The sequence below is a fragment of the Corynebacterium sp. HMSC058E07 genome (assembly GCF_001809885.1).
Taxonomy (GTDB): Bacteria; Actinomycetota; Actinomycetes; order Mycobacteriales; family Mycobacteriaceae; genus Corynebacterium; species Corynebacterium macclintockiae.
Map to the genome: position 1 here is coordinate 1 of NZ_KV799268.1, position 16,475 is coordinate 16,475.

At 64.8% G+C, this 16,475-nt stretch carries 12 protein-coding genes, 1 tRNA gene and 1 other RNA gene; 8 read left to right on the top strand and 6 right to left on the bottom strand.

Features of this window, described 5'->3' with window-relative positions; translation table 11 throughout:
- Nucleotides 1-521: 521 nt before the first annotated feature.
- Nucleotides 522-3,200 (top strand): MMPL family transporter, encoded by a 2,679-nt coding sequence (locus tag HMPREF2678_RS03265; protein ID WP_070550869.1) that lies wholly within the window; start codon nt 522-524, stop codon nt 3,198-3,200.
- A 59-nt stretch (nt 3,201-3,259) separates the two neighbouring features.
- Here HMPREF2678_RS03265 and tgt read toward each other — a convergent pair whose 3' ends face one another.
- Nucleotides 3,260-4,654 carry a tRNA guanosine(34) transglycosylase Tgt gene (gene tgt / locus HMPREF2678_RS03270; protein ID WP_070550871.1) on the bottom strand — a complete coding sequence of 465 codons (1,395 nt, stop codon included), beginning with the start codon at nt 4,652-4,654 and terminating at the stop codon, nt 3,260-3,262.
- A 641-nt stretch (nt 4,655-5,295) separates the two neighbouring features.
- Nucleotides 5,296-6,384 (bottom strand): hypothetical protein, encoded by a 1,089-nt coding sequence (locus HMPREF2678_RS03275; RefSeq protein ID WP_070550874.1) that lies wholly within the window; start codon nt 6,382-6,384, stop codon nt 5,296-5,298.
- Nucleotides 6,385-6,482: 98 nt separating this feature from the next.
- Here HMPREF2678_RS03275 and HMPREF2678_RS03280 point away from each other — a divergent pair, with 98 nt between their 5' ends.
- Nucleotides 6,483-7,670, top strand: coding sequence for a glutamate--tRNA ligase family protein (locus HMPREF2678_RS03280; RefSeq protein WP_070550946.1), 1,188 nt, complete (start codon nt 6,483-6,485; stop codon nt 7,668-7,670).
- Here the strand turns inward: HMPREF2678_RS03280 and HMPREF2678_RS03285 are convergent.
- Nucleotides 7,667-8,497, bottom strand: coding sequence for a crotonase/enoyl-CoA hydratase family protein (locus HMPREF2678_RS03285; protein ID WP_070550876.1), 831 nt, complete (start codon nt 8,495-8,497; stop codon nt 7,667-7,669). The genes HMPREF2678_RS03280 and HMPREF2678_RS03285 overlap by 4 nt on opposite strands.
- 153 nt (nt 8,498-8,650) lie before the next feature.
- A tRNA-Ser gene (locus tag HMPREF2678_RS03290) sits at nt 8,651-8,739 on the bottom strand.
- Nucleotides 8,740-8,902: 163 nt separating this feature from the next.
- On the opposite strand from HMPREF2678_RS03290, the gene ffs reads away from it, so the two are divergent.
- Nucleotides 8,903-8,997, top strand: an RNA gene (gene ffs, locus HMPREF2678_RS03295) — signal recognition particle sRNA small type.
- Between the two features lie 34 nt (nt 8,998-9,031).
- Here ffs and HMPREF2678_RS03300 read toward each other — a convergent pair.
- Entirely contained in the window at nt 9,032-10,075 is a 1,044-nt protein-coding gene (locus tag HMPREF2678_RS03300; RefSeq protein WP_070550878.1) for a magnesium and cobalt transport protein CorA, read from the bottom strand.
- Between the two features lie 275 nt (nt 10,076-10,350).
- Between HMPREF2678_RS03300 and HMPREF2678_RS03305 the strand changes: the two genes are divergently transcribed.
- Nucleotides 10,351-11,634, top strand: coding sequence for an aspartate aminotransferase type Ic (locus HMPREF2678_RS03305; RefSeq protein ID WP_070550880.1), 1,284 nt, complete (start codon nt 10,351-10,353; stop codon nt 11,632-11,634).
- Here the strand turns inward: HMPREF2678_RS03305 and HMPREF2678_RS10335 are convergent.
- Nucleotides 11,631-11,798, bottom strand: coding sequence for a hypothetical protein (locus HMPREF2678_RS10335; RefSeq protein ID WP_168163082.1), 168 nt, complete (start codon nt 11,796-11,798; stop codon nt 11,631-11,633). The two genes, HMPREF2678_RS03305 and HMPREF2678_RS10335, sit on opposite strands and share 4 nt — an antisense overlap.
- Before the next feature lie 25 nt (nt 11,799-11,823).
- Here HMPREF2678_RS10335 and HMPREF2678_RS03310 point away from each other — a divergent pair, with 25 nt between their 5' ends.
- The 4 genes from HMPREF2678_RS03310 (at nt 11,824) to recR (ending at nt 16,471) form a co-directional block, all read left to right on the top strand.
- Nucleotides 11,824-12,360 (top strand): suppressor of fused domain protein, encoded by a 537-nt coding sequence (locus HMPREF2678_RS03310; RefSeq protein ID WP_246817870.1) that lies wholly within the window; start codon nt 11,824-11,826, stop codon nt 12,358-12,360.
- Nucleotides 12,361-12,404: 44 nt separating this feature from the next.
- Complete coding sequence (locus tag HMPREF2678_RS03315; protein ID WP_070550882.1) at nt 12,405-15,275, top strand: DNA polymerase III subunit gamma and tau; 2,871 nt, start codon at nt 12,405-12,407, stop codon at nt 15,273-15,275.
- A 110-nt stretch (nt 15,276-15,385) separates the two neighbouring features.
- On the top strand, nt 15,386-15,700 hold the full coding sequence (locus tag HMPREF2678_RS03320; RefSeq protein WP_034968685.1) for a YbaB/EbfC family nucleoid-associated protein: 315 nt from the start codon (nt 15,386-15,388) through the stop codon (nt 15,698-15,700).
- A 30-nt stretch (nt 15,701-15,730) separates the two neighbouring features.
- Complete coding sequence (gene recR / locus HMPREF2678_RS03325; RefSeq protein ID WP_034975648.1) at nt 15,731-16,471, top strand: recombination mediator RecR; 741 nt, start codon at nt 15,731-15,733, stop codon at nt 16,469-16,471.
- Nucleotides 16,472-16,475 lie beyond the last annotated feature (4 nt).

The window sequence follows — 16,475 nt, forward strand, 5'->3', positions numbered from 1 at the left end:
CAAGCGTTACACCACACTAAGGGACGCAACCCTTTCAATAACTCGAAGATTTGGGACATTGGCCCGCGTGACTGGCCTCTGTAGGTGGGGGTGAAGGTTCGGAATGGCTTGAGTGAATGGTTGTGGGAGGGGTGTGGTGGGTGTGTGGCGTGGGGGTGTGGGGTGGCGGTTGTGTGAGGGTGTGGGGTTAGTGTGATGTGGCGGTTGCGAACGAGGAGACTGGAGGCGCAGGTGGGGCGGGAAACTCTGGCAACACGCGCAACTCTTGTAACATTCCACCTGCAGTTTTAGTTACTGTAGGATGTATATTTCGAGAACTATTTGCGAAGCTGGGAAATACTCACTGTGCAGAAGTTCCACGAAAGCAAGCGCGAGCGCGCGTAAGTGCGTGCGCAAGTGAACGGAAACGCAAGCAAGCGCAAGTGAACGGAAACGCAAGCGAGTGCGAGCAAACTAGAAGCAAGCGCGAGCAATCCGAAACGCAAACACAGCGAACGCACCAGCCGGCGGAAGGTCAACCAGTGGCGAAAATCCTGTTTAACCTCGGACGATGGTCCTACCTGCACAAAAAGCGGGTGATTGCCGCCTGGCTACTGCTGTTCGTCGGCATCGCAGCCGCCGCCCTGGGATTCCAAAAGGGCTTCAACGACGTCTTCGAAATCAAGAACGTCCCCTCCACGCACGCCACGGAAATGCTGCAAGAGAACTTCCCTGGCACCAAAAACCCGGCCGAATCCACCGACGTCAACATCGTCTTCGCAGCCCCCGAGGGGAAGAAGCTCGAAGACCCAGAGCTGATGGCGGCGATGGATGAGACGGTGGCGTCATTAAGAAAGAACGTCCCCGACTTCAAAGAAGGGCAGCAGTTCGGCAACCCCGTAGAGCTCAACGACAAGCTGGGCAAATTGCTGGTCCAGCAGATGACGAAGCAGGGGTTGCCCGAAGCCACGGCGAAGTCCGACGCGGAGAATCTGCGGATGTACTCCGCCGACGGGCGCTACGGCACGACGACCTTCAGCTACGACGTGCCGCTGCCTGCCGACGTGACCGACGAGGACCGGCAGGCGGTGTACGACGCGATCCAGATCTCGCGCGACGCAGGTATGGAGGTTGAGGTCGGCGGCCCCGGCTTCGGCGATCCGATTGCGGTCGAGCCGATCTCTGAGATCGCGGGTGTGGTCGTGGCGCTGATCATCCTGGCGTTCACGTTCGGTTCGCTGCTGGCGGCGGGGCTGCCGCTGGCCACTGCGATCGTGGGCGTGGGAATTGGCGCGCTGGTGACGGTGGGCGCGACGGCGCTGCTGCCGCTGAACTCCATCACCCCGACGCTGGGGCTGATGATCGGCCTGGCTGTCGGCATCGACTATGCGCTGTTCATCATGTCGCGCTACCGCGACGAGCTGCGGCAGGGCAGGTCGCGCCCGGATGCGATCGGCCTGGCCTCGGGCACTGCGGGTTCGGCGGTGGTGTTCGCGGGCCTGACGGTGACGGTTGCGCTGCTGGGGCTGCGCCTGGCGAACATCCCGTTCCTGTCATACATGGGCCTCTTCGCGGCGATCAGTGTGGTGGTCGCGGTGGCTGTGGCGTTGACGTTCTTGCCCGCGCTGCTGGGGGCGTGTGGCTCGCGGGTCTTTCGTAAGGACGCCAATTTCGGGCAGCAGTACGCCTCCGCCCTCGTGGGGGAGGATTCGGCGCACGGGTATTTCACGGGCGGTCCGGCGGGTCGCAGGCGCGCGGTGCGCGTTGACGGCGAGAACACTCGCGGGGAGCGCCAGCGCGTGGACGACGGTGCGCGGAAGCGCGGCCTGGCGAGCCGGTGGATTAGCTTGGTGTACCGCTTCCCAGGGATTTCGATCGCGGTGGTGATGCTGGTGCTGGCAGCGCTGACTCTGCCGGCGCTGAACCTGCAGCTATCGCTGCCGAATGACAAGACGGCGAACGTGGACTCCACCCAGCGCAAGGCCGCCGAGATGACGGAGGCGGGCTTCGGCCCGGGGCGCAACGCCCCGTTCCTCGTGATCGTCAACGGCAAGAATGCGGATCCGGATTCGCCCGCGCTGGCGACGTACATCAAGGGCCAGGCGGACATGCAGGCCGCGGAGGCGCCGGGCGGGGACGCACCGGGCGCGGATGCGCCGGAGGCGCCGGGCGGGGACGCACCGGGCGCGGATGCGCCGGAGGCGCCGGGCGGGGACGCATCGGGCGGAAACGAGCAGGCCGCGGAGACTGGCCAGGGAGCTGGCGACCGGGCTAAGGCCGCGGCGCAGGCGTCATTTATTTACACAATGGAGAACCTGGGCAGCAACATTCATGTCAAGCATGCGCAGCTCATCGGCCAGAGCGACGATGGGTACGTGGCGCAGCTGCTGATCACACCCCAGGGCGGGCCGACGGACGAAGGCACCGCTTCGCTGATCCACGCTCTGCGCAGCCAGCAGAGCGTGATCGAGAAGGAAACCGGCGTGGACATGGGCATCACCGGACTAATCCCCATCCAGCAGGACGTCACCAGCCAGCTGTCGGAAGCCATGCCGATCTACCTTGCGTTGGTCGTGGGGTTGGCGCTCGTGCTGCTGCTGATGATCTTCCGCAGCATTACCGTGCCGATCATGGCGGCACTCGGATTCCTGCTGTCCGTCGGCGGTGCCTTTGGCCTGACCGTGCTGGTCTGGCAGGAAGGTTGGGGCGGGCTGTGGAGCTCGCCGGGGCCGCTGATCAGCTTCATGCCGATCTTCCTCATCGGCGTGACATTCGGGTTGGCGATGGACTACCAAGTGTTCATCGTGTCGCGCATGCGGGAACGCTTCAAGCACGAATCCGCTGAGGCGGCGCGGACCTCGAAGTACACGCCCGTCGAAGACTCGGTGATCTTCGGCTTTGGCATGGGTGCGAAAGTCGTCACCGTGGCGGCGCTGATCATGATCGGCGTGTTCGCCAGCTTCATCTTCCAGCCACTGCCGTTCGTGCAGATCTTCGGCTTCGCGCTGGGCGCCGCCGTGCTGTTCGACGCCTTCCTCGTGCGCATGACCTTCACCCCCGCCATGATGATGCTGCTCGGCAAGGCCACCTGGTACATGCCAAAGTGGCTGGACCGGGTGCTGCCGACCTTCGACATTGAAGGCTCGCAGCTGGAGCGCGACTTCCGCTCCGGGGAGATCCAGCGCTTCGACAATGCCGGGCGCCCGGCGAGCTCGCGCTAGCGAACGGGCGCGCGACATGCCTGCCCGCGCCTGCCCGCCGACCATCCGGCGAGCCCGCGTTAGCGCGAGCCCAGGCGCTCCCGCCACGTCGAGCCGTAGTAGCGCGCCATGAACTCATTCCGGAACTCGTAGAAACGCCCCTGCTCCATGGACTCGCGAATCCGATCCACCAACCCCACCATGAAATGCAGATTGTGCAGCGTACACAACGTCCCGGCCAGGTACTCCTTCGCCTTCAACAAGTGGTGAATATAAGCGCGCGAATAATTCTCCGAGACATAACCGCCTACTGCGGCGTCAATAGGAGAAAAATCCCTCTTAAACCGCGCGCCCATAAGATTCAGGCGACCGTCCAGCGTGTACACGCCACCGCGGCGGCCCAGGCGAGTCGGCGCGACGCAATCGAACGTGTCCGCGCCGGCCTCGATCGCCGTGAACAGGTCATCCGGCTCCGAGATGCCGAGCAGGTGGCGGGGCTTATCCTCCGGCAGCTCCTCGGCGACCCAGCGGACGATCGTGCCGAGGTTCTCCTTCTCCAGCGCTCCGCCGATGCCGAAGCCGCCGAAACCGCGGTTGCCTTGCGCCTCGGCCTCGTCGGACAGCTGCACCAGGCCGCGGGCTGCCTGCCTGCGCAGATCCTCGTACTGCGCGCCCTGCACCACGCCCCACAGCGACTGCAGCGGACGGTGCGGGCGCAGATCCGTCAGGCGCTGGTGCTCCGCCAGGCAGCGGCGGGCCCAGCGGTGCGTGCGCGCGACGGATTGTTCCTGGTAGGGGCGGGGATTCACCAGCGTGGTGAGCTCGTCGAACGCGAACATAATGTCCGCGCCTAGCTGGTGCTGGATCTGCATCGAGACCTCCGGCGTGAAGCGGTGTTTGCTGCCGTCGATGACGCTGCGGAAGTCCACGCCGTCCTCGTCCACAACGGCCATGCGCTTCTTCTGCTGCTGGATAATGTCCGCCTCGCTGCGGCCTTTTGTGTCCATGGCCAGGACTTTCTTGTAGCCCACGCCGAGGCTCATGACTTGGAAGCCGCCGGAGTCTGTGTACGTCGGCCCGTGCCAGTTCTCGAACTCCGCGAGCCCGCCGCCTTCGTCCACAATGTCCGGGCCCGGCTGCAGGTACAGGTGGTACGCGTTGGACAGCATCGCCTGCGCGCCCGTCGACCGCACCTGCTCGGGCGTGAGGGTCTTGACCGTTGCTTTTGTCGCTACCGGGATGAACGCTGGGGTGTGGATGTTCCCATGCGGAGTCTTTATGACGCCCGTACGCCCCAGCGCGCCCGCGCTTCCGTTAAGGCGCGCGCTTCCGCTTGCTTGCCCGCTTGCCTGCCTACTCGCCTGCCCGGTCCCCTGCTTGCCTGCTGTTTCGTCCAGGCGGGAGGTGACCTCGAAGGATAGGTCTGCAGTGCGTGCGCCTGTACCTGCGCTGGTGTTTCCCTGATTGTCGGCCATGGCGCCCTATTTTATCCTCCGCTTCCGTCGGCGCCCCCTTCCACGCCGCCGATTTCCTCTCCCGCACCGCCGGTTCCCCTTCCGCACCGCGGGTTCCCCTTCCCGCGTGGTCGATTTCCCGCCTGCATTCCTCCCCATTCCCGCTTGCCGGGCTCCCGTGCCGCCACATCAGTCCCACTGGTCCCATCTTCCGTCCGGGTCTATTGGCTGAGCATTTACCCCTCCCTCCGGCCCGCCCCATCTGTCTCTCTAGTCCCACCAGCCCCACAGCTGCCGAATCTCGGGGCGGGCTAAAATGCGAATGTCCCAAATCTTCGAGTTATTGAAAGTAGCAGATATGAAGCGTAAAAACTCAACGCTCTGACCTGCGCAAACAGAATGGTTATATTTTAAGACGTGGAATTTGGGACATTTGGCCGTCCAAGCGTCGGAAAACCTGCAGAACGGCGTCGGCTCGTCTGACTGATCGGCGCACTCTCGCCCCTTTCGGCGCGGAGAAAATCGCTTAAACGGGCTTAGAATCGCTCTGCCGGATTTGGCGTCTTCCGTGCCGACTCGATGCACGCCCTACAGGCGAACTTATTCCCGCGCCGACGCCATTCTTCTTCCTTAGGAAAGCAACTACCTCCAGCTAGGAGCTGCTACTCCCACGCCGGCACACCTCCCCGGTAGTTGGTGGTGGGGAATTCGAGGCCATGCTGCGTCATTTGCTTATGAATCCTGCAGATGTCCGCCACGGCGCTTCCATCGCGGAAGTTATTGCGATCTACTCGGTAAATGCGCAGCCCTAGGTTCTGCAATTTCCGCTCGCGCTCGCGTTCACTGAGGATCTGCCGCGCGGCGAAGACTTCCTCGTTGATCACGCCGCCTGCGTCAACACCAGCGCCGCTCAGTTTGCCATCGCCGAATTTCGTGGAACCGGGTTGGTACTTTCCCTGGCCGTCATATTCGATCACCAGTCCGCAGGGATAGAAAAAGTCCACGCGACCTGCGAAGTAGCCCTCGTAGTGTAACTCCACCTGCTGGAGAGGCGCAGGCAGTCCGGCCTCCCACAGTTTCACTTTTAGCTCAGATTCTCGCGGGCTCTCGGATGCACCGTTGATCAGTCGCAATGCGTCCCTCACCTTTGAGATACCCCGGAGTTTCCGCAGTTTGCCTGCGTCAGCGAGCAGAGCCGTAATAAATTCCGAAATCCCCACGCCGTCGGCACCGGCCCGTGCGGCGAATTCCGCGGCCACGACAGCATCCGCCACGCTGTGCCAACGGGCGAGGTCGATGATTGTGTCCGTTATGCAGGTGAGCCGCACTTCACGCAGCCCATTCGCGGTTATTACTTGTAGCATTTCTAGACGTTGCGTAGCTTTTGCATGCAACGGCCGCGCTGTTCGGAGGTGGCGTGTCACGTTGCTACCACCCGGCGGGTAGTACCCGATCTCGGCGTTCGGTTCCGCCCGTCCCGCGATCGGCAGCCCGTGCAGCAGCGCCGCGGAGCGCCCGCACAGCACGCCGTTTGCGCAGCTCAGGCCATGTGCAATCGCATGAAGGCGCACCTTCTCGGCACGCGGCAGCTCGTCCCAATGCGCGCGCTCGGCGTAGATCCCCGGCGCAATCTTGTGATGTTTCCGCCCGCGCGCCAGCCCACGCCGCGCGCTTTCCGGAAGCTCTTTCGCCTCGATGAGCAGCGTTGTTGTTATCTTCTCTTCATGACGCCCCCACGCCAACGAATTCACATTTCCCCCACTCGTTGAGCTTGTCCCCTTGGCTTCAAAGTATCGCAGATCCGCGGGTAGCCTTGCCAGAGAAAGTGGAAACAGGAGGCGACGGCATGATGCGAGCGGAGGCGCAAGCAGCGCAGGCGGGGGAGTTGGCTGAGGTTGCGAGCGGGGGACGGCGAGGGGCGGGGCGGTACGCGCCCAGCCCCTCGGGAGATCTGCACCTGGGGAATTTTCGGACCGCCGTGCTGGCGTGGTTGTTCGCCAAGCACGAGGGGCGCCAGTTTCGGATGCGGATCGACGATATTGATGCTCAGCGCTCGTCGGAAGAAAGCGCGAAACAACAACTACTGGGTCTTGCAACTATGGGGGTTGGGCACGAGGGGAGGCTGTGGCGTCAACAAGAGTGCTGGTCAGAGTACGAAAAAGCGCTAGAGGCACTGCGAGTGAGGGGGCTCGTGTACGAGTGCTACTGCTCGCGGAAGGATATCGCCGAAGCGGTCCGCGCGCCGCACGCCGCGCCGGGAGCGTACCCGGGAACGTGCCGCGACCTGGGGGAATCGGAGCGGGCGGCCAAGCGCGCGGAGTTAGCGGCGCGGGGGCGAGTGCCGGCGTTGCGGCTGCGCGCGGGCGTGGACGAGTGGGAAGTGCGCGAGCGGTTCGCCGTGGGCGGCGGGGTGTACCGCGGGGCGGTGGATGACATGGTGCTGCGGCGCGGCGGGAACGCGCCGAAGGGCGCGGGGGCCGGCGTGGGCGCGGGCGCGCCGGACGGTGGCGGAGCTGCGAGACCAGGCGTGGGGGCGTCGGCAGGCGGAGCTGCTGCGGGCGGGCAGGTGAACCGGGACTACGCCTACAACCTGGCCGTGGTTGTTGACGATGCGCTGGCCGGGGTGGGGCAGGTCGTGCGCGGGGATGACCTGCTGAGTTCCGCGCCGAGGCAGGCGTATCTGGCACACCTGCTGGGGTTGCCTCCGGTGGAGTATGTGCACGTTCCTCTGGTGTTGGGGCCGGACGGGAAGCGCCTGGCGAAGCGGGACGGGGCCGTCACGCTGCGGGACTTCCCGGGCGGGGCGCAGGGGATGCTGCGGTGGATCGCGGACTCGCTCGGTGAGGCGGTGGACGTGTCGGCGGCAGAAACAGTAGGCGCTGAAGTGGAGGCGGCGGGAGTGGCCGGGGTCGCTGGCGAGCCTGAGGTGGCGAGCGCCGGGGGTATCACGCCCGCTGACATGCTGCGGACGTTCCGGCCCGAACTACTTCCCCGCGAGCCCGTGACCTGGCGCCCGGAGGACACTCCAGCGCGCTAGCGCACCGCGCGCGGGCGGAACTTCGGCGGGAGCTTCTTCTGCGCGGCCGTGCGCGCGATGGCGGCGTTCTTACTCACCAGCAGGCGAGCCTGGCGCAGGCGCTCGCGGGCGAAGGTGCGACGCGCGCCGGTCTCCCACGTCTCGTCGACCAGCTTCTTTGCCAACGCCACTGAGTCCGGCGAACGCTCAATGATCTGCCGCGCCAACTCCTCCGCCGCAGCCAGCGGATCCTCCGCAGCCCTGGCCAGGCCTAGCTCCGCGGCGCGTTCCCCGGAGAAGATCTCCCCGGTCATGGCCAGCCGCTTCACCTCGTCGATCGGCAGCAGCTGCTTCAGGGACATGATCCCCGACATGTCCGGCACGAGGCCCCATTTCGCTTCCAGCACTGACCAGTGGGCGTCAGTACTAGTAAACCTAAAGTCCGCACCCAGAGCGATCTGCACGCCACCGCCGAAGCAGTAGCCCTCCACCGCGGCGATCACCGGGAAGGGGAGGCGACGCCACGTCCACGGCGCCTCCTGGAATGTGTTGGTGCCGCGCAGGGGACGCGGGATGAAATGCGAAAGCATGCGCGGCGGGCTTTTCAGCGTATCCGCGAAGTCAAGGCCCGCGGAGAAGTTGCCTTCCGCGCCAGAGAGGATGACCACGCGGACGGAGCGGTCGCGGCGGAGCGTGTGCGCGGTGGAGATGAGCTGCTGGAGCAGGTCGATCGTCAGCGAGTTCAGCTTGCGGGGGCGGTTCAGGCGGACGTGGACGAGGCCGGGGATGGACTCGGAGTATTCCGTGGTGACGAGTGGGTCGGTGCTGGACGCGCTGGTAGCAGTCATGCCTTTCAACCTAGGGCACGGCGGATCGTGCAGTGGCGGGATTGGAGAAACCAGGGGCTAGGCAGGTTCACCAGGGTAAGCAATAGAAAAACAAAACCGGCGCCGGGAACCGCGTTGCGGTCACCGAGCGCCGGTGCCTCACTATGTGAGATGTGGCGGAGGATAGGGGATTTGAACCCCTGAGGGATGTGACTCCCGCACGCGTTCCAGGCGTGTGACATAGGCCGCTAGTCGAATCCTCCATGCCGAACGGCAGAACAAAATAGTAGCTCTGACGTACTCATGACAGGCTACACAACGCTGCCTTTAGTTTCCAAATCCGGTGCTAGGGGTTGGGAAGTGGGCGTCGATAAGAAAGAAAGAACGAGCCTTTGGAACAACGAGTGCACGTGAGTTAGTATGGGCAGCGGATTCCGCGCGGCGTGTATCTTGTGAACTCCCCCAGGGCAGGAATGCAGCAAGGGTCAACGAGCTCTGACGGGTGCGCGGGGTCCCCTTTTTTATGCCCGCACTGTGCCCGCTTCGGTGCCCGCGCTACAGCCAGTTATTGCGCTTGAACCACCACCACATCAGCACAACCACGCCGACCATCGCGGCCAAGCAGACGTAGTAGGCGTAGTGCCACTGCAGCTCCGGCATGTTTTCGAAGTTCATGCCGTACACACCCGCAATCATCGTGGGGGCGGCGGCCATGCCGACGACCGCGGAAATCGTGCGCATATCTTGGTTTTGACGCAAAGAAATGATCGCCGAACCCGCGTGAATAAGGGAAGTCAGGCGCTCGTCGAAAGAGTCGACCTTGTCCTTGGCCAGCATGGCGTGGTCCAAAACATCGCGGAAGAAGGCTCTGATCTGCTTCGACGTGAGATCCTTGTGGTTGTCGATCAGCGCGCGCAGGGCGGGGATCAGGGGGTCGATGGCGTGGCGCATCTCCAGGATCTCGCGCTTGAGGACGTAGATATTCTCGATGTCGAACTCCGCGCCGAGGGTGAAGACTTCCTCTTCCAGTCCATCAACTCGGTCTTCCAGAGCCTCCGCAATGCGCGTGTATTCGTCGACGAGGTAGTCCGTGATCGCCCAGGCAATCGACAGCGGCCCCTTGCTGCGCAGCTCCGGCGCCTGCTCTAGACGCCTTTCCGGGTTGGGCAGATCCGTGCCGTGGGACACGACGATGATGAACTTCCGGCCGATGACCATCTGCACCTCGCCGGTCTGAATGATGTCGCGCCGGTCGACCAGGTCCTTGTTGCCCGCGTAGCGGACGGAACGGACGACGGTGAACAGCTGATCTTCGTAGCGCTCCAGCTTGGCGCGCTGGTGGGCGTTAACGGCATCCTCGACGATGAGCTCGTCGACGTCGTAGCGCTGGGCCACCTTCGTCATCTGCTCCTCGGAGGGTTCCTCCAGGTCGACCAGGACGAAGTCCTTGCTGGTGCCGTCCGACAGCGCTTCAATGTCTTTCAGCGCCGTGGCGTAGTTCGCCTGGCCTGGGTACTGCTTGCCCTGCACGTAAAGGCGACATTCACGGATGGCGCGTTCGACGGGTACCCGGATTCGGTTGGGTGGTGTGTGTGCCATGGTGGATCCTTTCCAACTCAATCCGACAGACGGTGCGCGGGCAGTGCGTGGGTAGTGCGCGCGGGGCGCGGGAGGGCGCTAGGGCATGCTTGCGCGTTTCAGCTCGTCGATATCCTAGCGCTCGGCGGTGCTGCCTGCAGGTAGCGATGGTGCGGATCGCCGGGACCCCGGCGCCCACAGCGCCGGGGCGCGCTGTCCGGGGCTTCGGTTAGACTTGCAGAAAGAAAGCCACACCGATGGCTAGCCCAGCACGCCACAAGCGGGAGAGACTGCATATGAATATCGATAACGTCAACGCCGAACTCCTCCTCAGCATGAAGGAGGATGTCCGTCAGGCTTATGAAGAGCTCCACTCCAAGGGGCTGAACCTGGACCTCACCCGCGGCAAGCCGTCGGCGGAGCAGCTGGATTTCTCGGTGGATCTGCTGAGCCTGCCGGGGGAGAACTTCACCTCGCCCTCCGGGGTTGACGTGCGCAACTACGGCGGTGGCGTTGGCCTGACGGAGGTCCGTCAGCTGTGGGCGGACGTCCTGGGCCTGCCGGTGGATAACGTCATCGCCGGCGATGCCTCCAGCCTGAACATCATGTTCGACCTGATCAGCTGGGCCTACACTTTCGGCACCAACGATTCCGAGCGCCCGTGGTCGGCCGAGGAGAAGCTGAAGTGGATCTGCCCCGTGCCGGGCTACGACCGCCACCACTCCATCACCGAGCTGTTTGGCTTCGAGATGCTGACCGTCGACATGACCGACGAAGGTCCCGACATGGACCAGGTTCGCGAGTTGGCGAAGGACCCGGCAGTGAAGGGCATGTGGGCCGTGCCGATGTTCGCCAACCCGACGGGCGTGACGTACTCGCAGCAGACCGCCGAGGCGCTGGCTGCGATGGAAACCGGCGCCCCGGACTTCCGCATCGTTTGGGATAACGCCTACGCGGTACACACGCTGACCGGCGAGTTCCCGGAGATTATCAACATCCTCGACGTCGCCGAGAAGGCGGGCAACCCGAACCGTTTCTGGTCCATGTCCTCCACCTCTAAGATCACTTTCGCGGGCGCGGGCCTGGCCTTCTTCGCCTCCTCCACGGAGAACCTGGAGTGGTACAAGAAGATCGCCAACGTGCGTGGCATTGGTCCGAACAAGGTCAACCAGCTGGCTCACCTGCAGTACCTGAAGGATGCCGAGGGTGTGCGCGACCTCATGCGCAAGCACGCGGGTTCCCTGGGGCCGAAGTTCACCCGTGTGGTGGAGATCCTGGAGCGCCGCCTGGGCGAGGCCAACGTTGCCGAGTGGACCGTCCCGGAGGGTGGCTACTTCATCTCCGTGAACCTGCTGGACGGCACTGCCTCCCGCGTTGTGGAGCTGGCGAAGAAGGCCGGCGTGGCCCTGACCGCCGCGGGCTCCACCTACCCGCTGAAGCAGGATCCGAACGATCGCAACCTGCGCCTGGCGCCGTCCATGCCGACGATCGAACAGCTGGAGATCGCCATGGAGGGCTTTGCCACCTGCGTGCTCTACGCCGCGATCGAGATGGTCGAGCACGCCGCGGGCCAGCGCTAAACACGGGAGGAGGTCGCCATCAACACAGAGGAAACATTCGTCTGGGTCCAGGGCCTACTGCCCGGCGAGCCGACCATCGCGCGCCGCAGGATCGGCGATTCCTTCCCCGAGTTCGCTGTCGCCGAGGTGTTTCTTGGTGACGCCCCCACGGGCCAGAACGACACACCCCAGGAGGGTGGGGATGCGTCCGTGGAGGGTGGCGATGAAGCCGTGTTAGCGGAGACGGTGGCCATGACCATCGACGCGGGGCGATTGGAATCGGGACTGGAAACAGAAGATGGTTCCGACCTGCGCGTTGAGCTGCTGACAGTGGTCAGCGGGCACGACGACACCGCCGCCGACCTGCTGGCACATGCGGCCTCGATGATCTCCCAGGGCCCCAGCCACTGGCCGCCACAGCCGGGCACCTTGCTGCCGAACGTGGTGCAGCAGATGGATGCGGATTCCGAACGGAAGATCACCGCCCGCAACGGCCTGCTGGTGGTTCCCTACGTATGGGACGACGGTGTGCCGCACGTCCACGAAGTCACCTCCGGCGGCGCGAGCCGCCACTCGAAGGAAGGCGACACGGACGTGGAGTTCACCCACCCCGGCCGGCTGACGATCGTCGCACAACTGGTGATGCTCACCGACGAGGAAGCTGAGCTAGCGCAGACGGCCGGTGTGGCTGCGGTGCAGGAGCGGTTGGTGCGTGAGGGCGTCAATATCAACAACATCTGGCGCTAAGGCAACCGCAACTGGTCGTCCTCAGCGGAATGTAGGGTAGGTTCGTGGCACTTTATAGGAAATATCGTCCGGCGACGTTTGCCGAGGTCGTGGGGCAATCTCACGTGACCGAGCCGTTGTCGGTGGCGCTGGACAGCGGGCGGATCAACCACGCGTACCTGTTCTCCGGGCCGCGCGGCTGCGGCAAGACGTCGTCGGCGCGCATTCTGGCGCGGTCGCTGAACTGCGTGGAAGGGCCGACGTCCACCCCGTGCGGAAAGTGCGAATCCTGCGTATCGCTGGCTCCTGGCGGGCCGGGGAACCTGGATGTTACGGAGCTGGACGCCGCCACGCACAACGGCGTGGACGACATGCGCGAGCTGCGCGAACGCGCCTTCTATGCGCCTGCGGAATCGCGCTACCGGGTGTTCATTATCGACGAGGCGCACATGATCTCCACGGCAGGCTTCAACGCGCTGCTGAAGATCGTGGAAGAGCCGCCGGAGCACCTTATCTTCATCTTCGCCACGACGGAGCCGGAGAAGCTGCTGCAGACGATCCGTTCCCGAACCCACAATTACCCGTTCCGACTATTGGCTCCACCAGATATGCGCGGGCTGCTGGAATCGGTGGTGTCCGGCGAGGGAGTGCCGGTGGAAGGTGCCGTGTACCCGCTGGTCATCCGCGCGGGTGGTGGTTCACCGCGTGACTCGCTGTCGATTATGGACCAGCTGCTGGCCGGTGCCGGGCCGGAGGGCGTGACGTACAACCGCGCGCTAGCTCTGCTGGGGGTGACGGATTCCACCCTGATCGACCGCGCGGTGGATGCGCTGGCGGAGCATGACTCTGCGGCGCTATTCGCCGTGGTTGACGAGGTGATTGACGCGGGCTACGACCCGCGCCGCTTCGGCGAGGACCTGCTGGATCGCTTCCGCGATCTGCTGGTGGTACAGGCCGTGCCGGATGCTTTCGATCGCGGGCTGGTGAATGCGCCGGAGGAATCCCGCGACGTGCTGCGCGAGCAGGCGCAGAAGCTGGGGCAGGCGACGCTGACGCGGTGCGCGTCCCTGGTTAACGAGGGCCTGGCGCAGATGCGCGGCGCCACGGCACCGCGACTGCTGCTGGAGATTCTGTGTGCTCGCATGGCGCTGCCCGCCGCAGGCATGACGGTGGAAGCGCTGGCGCAGCGGGTAGAGGCCCTGGAGAAAGGGCACGGCGGAGCTGGTGCTGCGGGTGCTGGTGGCGGCGTGGGTGCTTTGCCTGGTGCCGTGGCTAGCTCGGGAATGGGCGCGGGCGCCAGCGGTGCTGGCACTGGCGCAGGTGCGGGTTCAGGCTCGCGCACGAGCGTCGACACTGGCGTGCGCGGCAGCCGTGCGGAGATGTTCGCGCGTCGAAGGAAGGCCGCGCAGCAGGCCGTGCCCCAGGCTGAGCCCCAGAACGCCGAACCCCAGAACGCCGAACCGGCGCGAGCTGCTGAATCCTCGGCCGCGGGGCAGACTCCCGTCACGGAGCAGACCCAGGCTCAAGAGGCGAAGTCCGCAGCGACAACGGAGGCTGTAGCAGCGGCAGCGGAAACTTCCCCAGAGCAGGAATCCCCGGCCATCGCTGAGGCGCGCCGGGCTCGCGACATCTTGCAGCGTCACCGTCAGGCCAGCGCTGCGGAGTCTGCGCCCGCGGAGGCCGCGTCCCAGGAGGCGTCCGTACCGGCAGAATCCGCCAAGTCTGCGTCCGCACAGTCCGCGTCCGCACAGTCCGCGTCCGCACCGGCTAAGGCCGCCACGATCGACTCTGAAACCTGGGGTCGCGTCATGGAAGCCATCCATGACCAGGATCTAAGCGCCTGGATTGCCCTCCGTGGTGCCACGCTTCGTTCGACCCAGCCCAACCCAGGCGAGATCCACGTTGACCACCACACCGGTTCGCTGGCGCGACTGGTCAGCGAGCAGAAGAACGCGGAAGCCTATGCTCGGGCGATCAAGGACGTCACAGGGAACACCGCCCGCATCGTCGTCTTCGTCGGCGACGAAGCTATCGGCGCTGGTTCAAACGGAGCCGCCGAAGCTGCCGGAGCCACCGGAGCTGCTGAAGCTGCCGGGAGCAATGAATCCACGGGAGGCGATGAGCCGGGAAAATCTGAACCGGCGGCGGCACAGCCCACCGCCGGTGAGGGACCAACGCCAGCCTCCACACCGGTGAACCCCGTGCCAGCGGAAACCCCGATGGACGTAGCGGCCTCCCGCAGTGCAGCCAGCAGTGCCCTGGAGCGCGCCCGCGCGATGGAAGAAGCCATGCGCAAGGCTTCGCACTCCCACCGCAACGCAGGCGCAGCAGGCAAAGGCGCAAGAGCTGGCGCTGGAACTGGGAATGGCACTGGAACTGGTGCTGGCGCTGGGACGGCGACCAACGCCAACCAGGCTGACTCGCAGGAAGACCCGAACTCCGGCTGGCGCGCCCGCGCTGAACGCGCCAAGGCACGCAAGAAATACAACATGGAGAACGGCTTCAACGGCGTACCCTTACCCGACGAGCCGCCAGTTGATGCCTACGGAGACGGCCCCGTCGACAACTGGAATGGCGGCGCAGCCGCCGGCACCAACGCAGCAGCCGACCCCGGCTATGCCGCCGACGTGCCGTTGCCTCCCGAACCGGCTGAACCGACCGGCTCGACCGGCTCGACCGGCCAGACCGGCCCATCCGAACCGACTGACCCGACCGGCCCGACGGAAGGTCCCATGGCCCAGGCCGTACACCGCCAGCCCCAGGCTGAAACGGTTGCTGGCGAGGACGAGGGGGCGTCCCAAAGAAATGAGCAGAGGGAACGCGACGAGCTGCTCGCCGACCTAGAGAGCGCGCCCGGGCAGCGCGACCACCGCACGCCGCTGGAAATCGCAGGTGAACTGATCGAAAAGAGCCTCGGTGCGGAGCGAGTTCGCTAAGCGTGAACAGCGCGCCGCCCACACGCGACAGCGCCTCACGCGCCTGTCCGGGCCGACCGGTACAGTTGTGGAAGAACAAAGCCAGTAAAAGCCGACGAAAGGTTAAGAACATGACCCAGCCAGATATGAACCAACTGATGCAGCAGGCTCAGCAGATGCAGGCACAGCTGCAGGAAGCACAGCGCGAGATCGCAGCGTCCACCGTCAAGGGCGAGGCTGGCAACGGCCTGGTCACCATCTCCATCGCAGGCACCGGCGAGGTCACCGACATGGAGATCGACCCGAAAATCGTCGACCCCGAGGACATCGACACCCTGAAGGACCTGCTGCTCGGCGCATTCAAGGACGCCAACCAGAAGCTGCAGACCCTCGCCGAGGAGAAGATGGGCCCGCTGTCCCAGGGCATGGGTGGCCTGGGCTTCTAAAACTTTCTGCAAGTTCAAAGAGAGACCTAGTTGTTCGAAGGACCCCTACAGGACGTCATCGACGAATTCTCCCGGCTGCCCGGCATCGGGCCGAAAAGCGCGCAACGCATCGCGCTGCACCTGCTGAACGAGGAGCCGGAAGATATCGAACGCTTCCAAAGCGCACTCGGCCGCCTGCAGCGCGGAGTGACGTTCTGCCGAATCTGCCACAACATCTCCCAAGAAGATGTGTGCCGGATCTGCGCGGACTCTAACCGCGACAAGAGCATCATCTGCGTTGTCGAAGAGTCCAAAGATATACAGGTGATCGAGCGCACCGCAGAGTATCGCGGGCGCTACCATGTGCTCGGCGGGGCGCTTGACCCGCTGAACGGCATCGGCCCGAAGGAGCTGAACGTCACGCCGCTGGTGCAACGCATCGGCGGGGCGCTGCCGGACGTTGCGCTCGGCGCGAAAGGGGCCGCGAAGGGTGGCGGTGCTTCTCTGGGCGACGCCGACACACCCGCCGGTGGCGATCCCAGCGCCACCGCCGACCCCAGCGCCACCGGCGACGTCGAGTACGACACTGCGCCCGAGATCACCGAGGTCATCATCGCCACCGACCCGAACACGGAGGGCGAAGCGACGGCCTCCTACCTGGGTCGCCTGTTGCGTGACTTCCCCGGGCTGACGGTCACGCGCCTGGCCTCGGGCATCCCGATGGGCGGGGACTTGGAGTTCGTCGACGAGCTCACACTATCCCGCGCCTTCGCAGGCCGCACCGCGCTGTAGCGTA

Excerpts from the sequence above, each read along its gene's own strand:
- tgt (WP_070550871.1), bottom strand. The coding sequence starts at position 4,654 with ATGGCCGACAATCAGGGAAACACCAGCGCAGGTACAGGCGCACGCACT.
- HMPREF2678_RS03280 (WP_070550946.1), top strand. The coding sequence starts at position 6,483 with ATGCGAGCGGAGGCGCAAGCAGCGCAGGCGGGGGAGTTGGCTGAGGTT.
- HMPREF2678_RS03285 (WP_070550876.1), bottom strand. The coding sequence starts at position 8,497 with ATGACTGCTACCAGCGCGTCCAGCACCGACCCACTCGTCACCACGGAA.
- HMPREF2678_RS03300 (WP_070550878.1), bottom strand. The coding sequence starts at position 10,075 with ATGGCACACACACCACCCAACCGAATCCGGGTACCCGTCGAACGCGCC.
- HMPREF2678_RS03305 (WP_070550880.1), top strand. The coding sequence starts at position 10,351 with ATGAATATCGATAACGTCAACGCCGAACTCCTCCTCAGCATGAAGGAG.
- HMPREF2678_RS03320 (WP_034968685.1), top strand. The coding sequence starts at position 15,386 with ATGACCCAGCCAGATATGAACCAACTGATGCAGCAGGCTCAGCAGATG.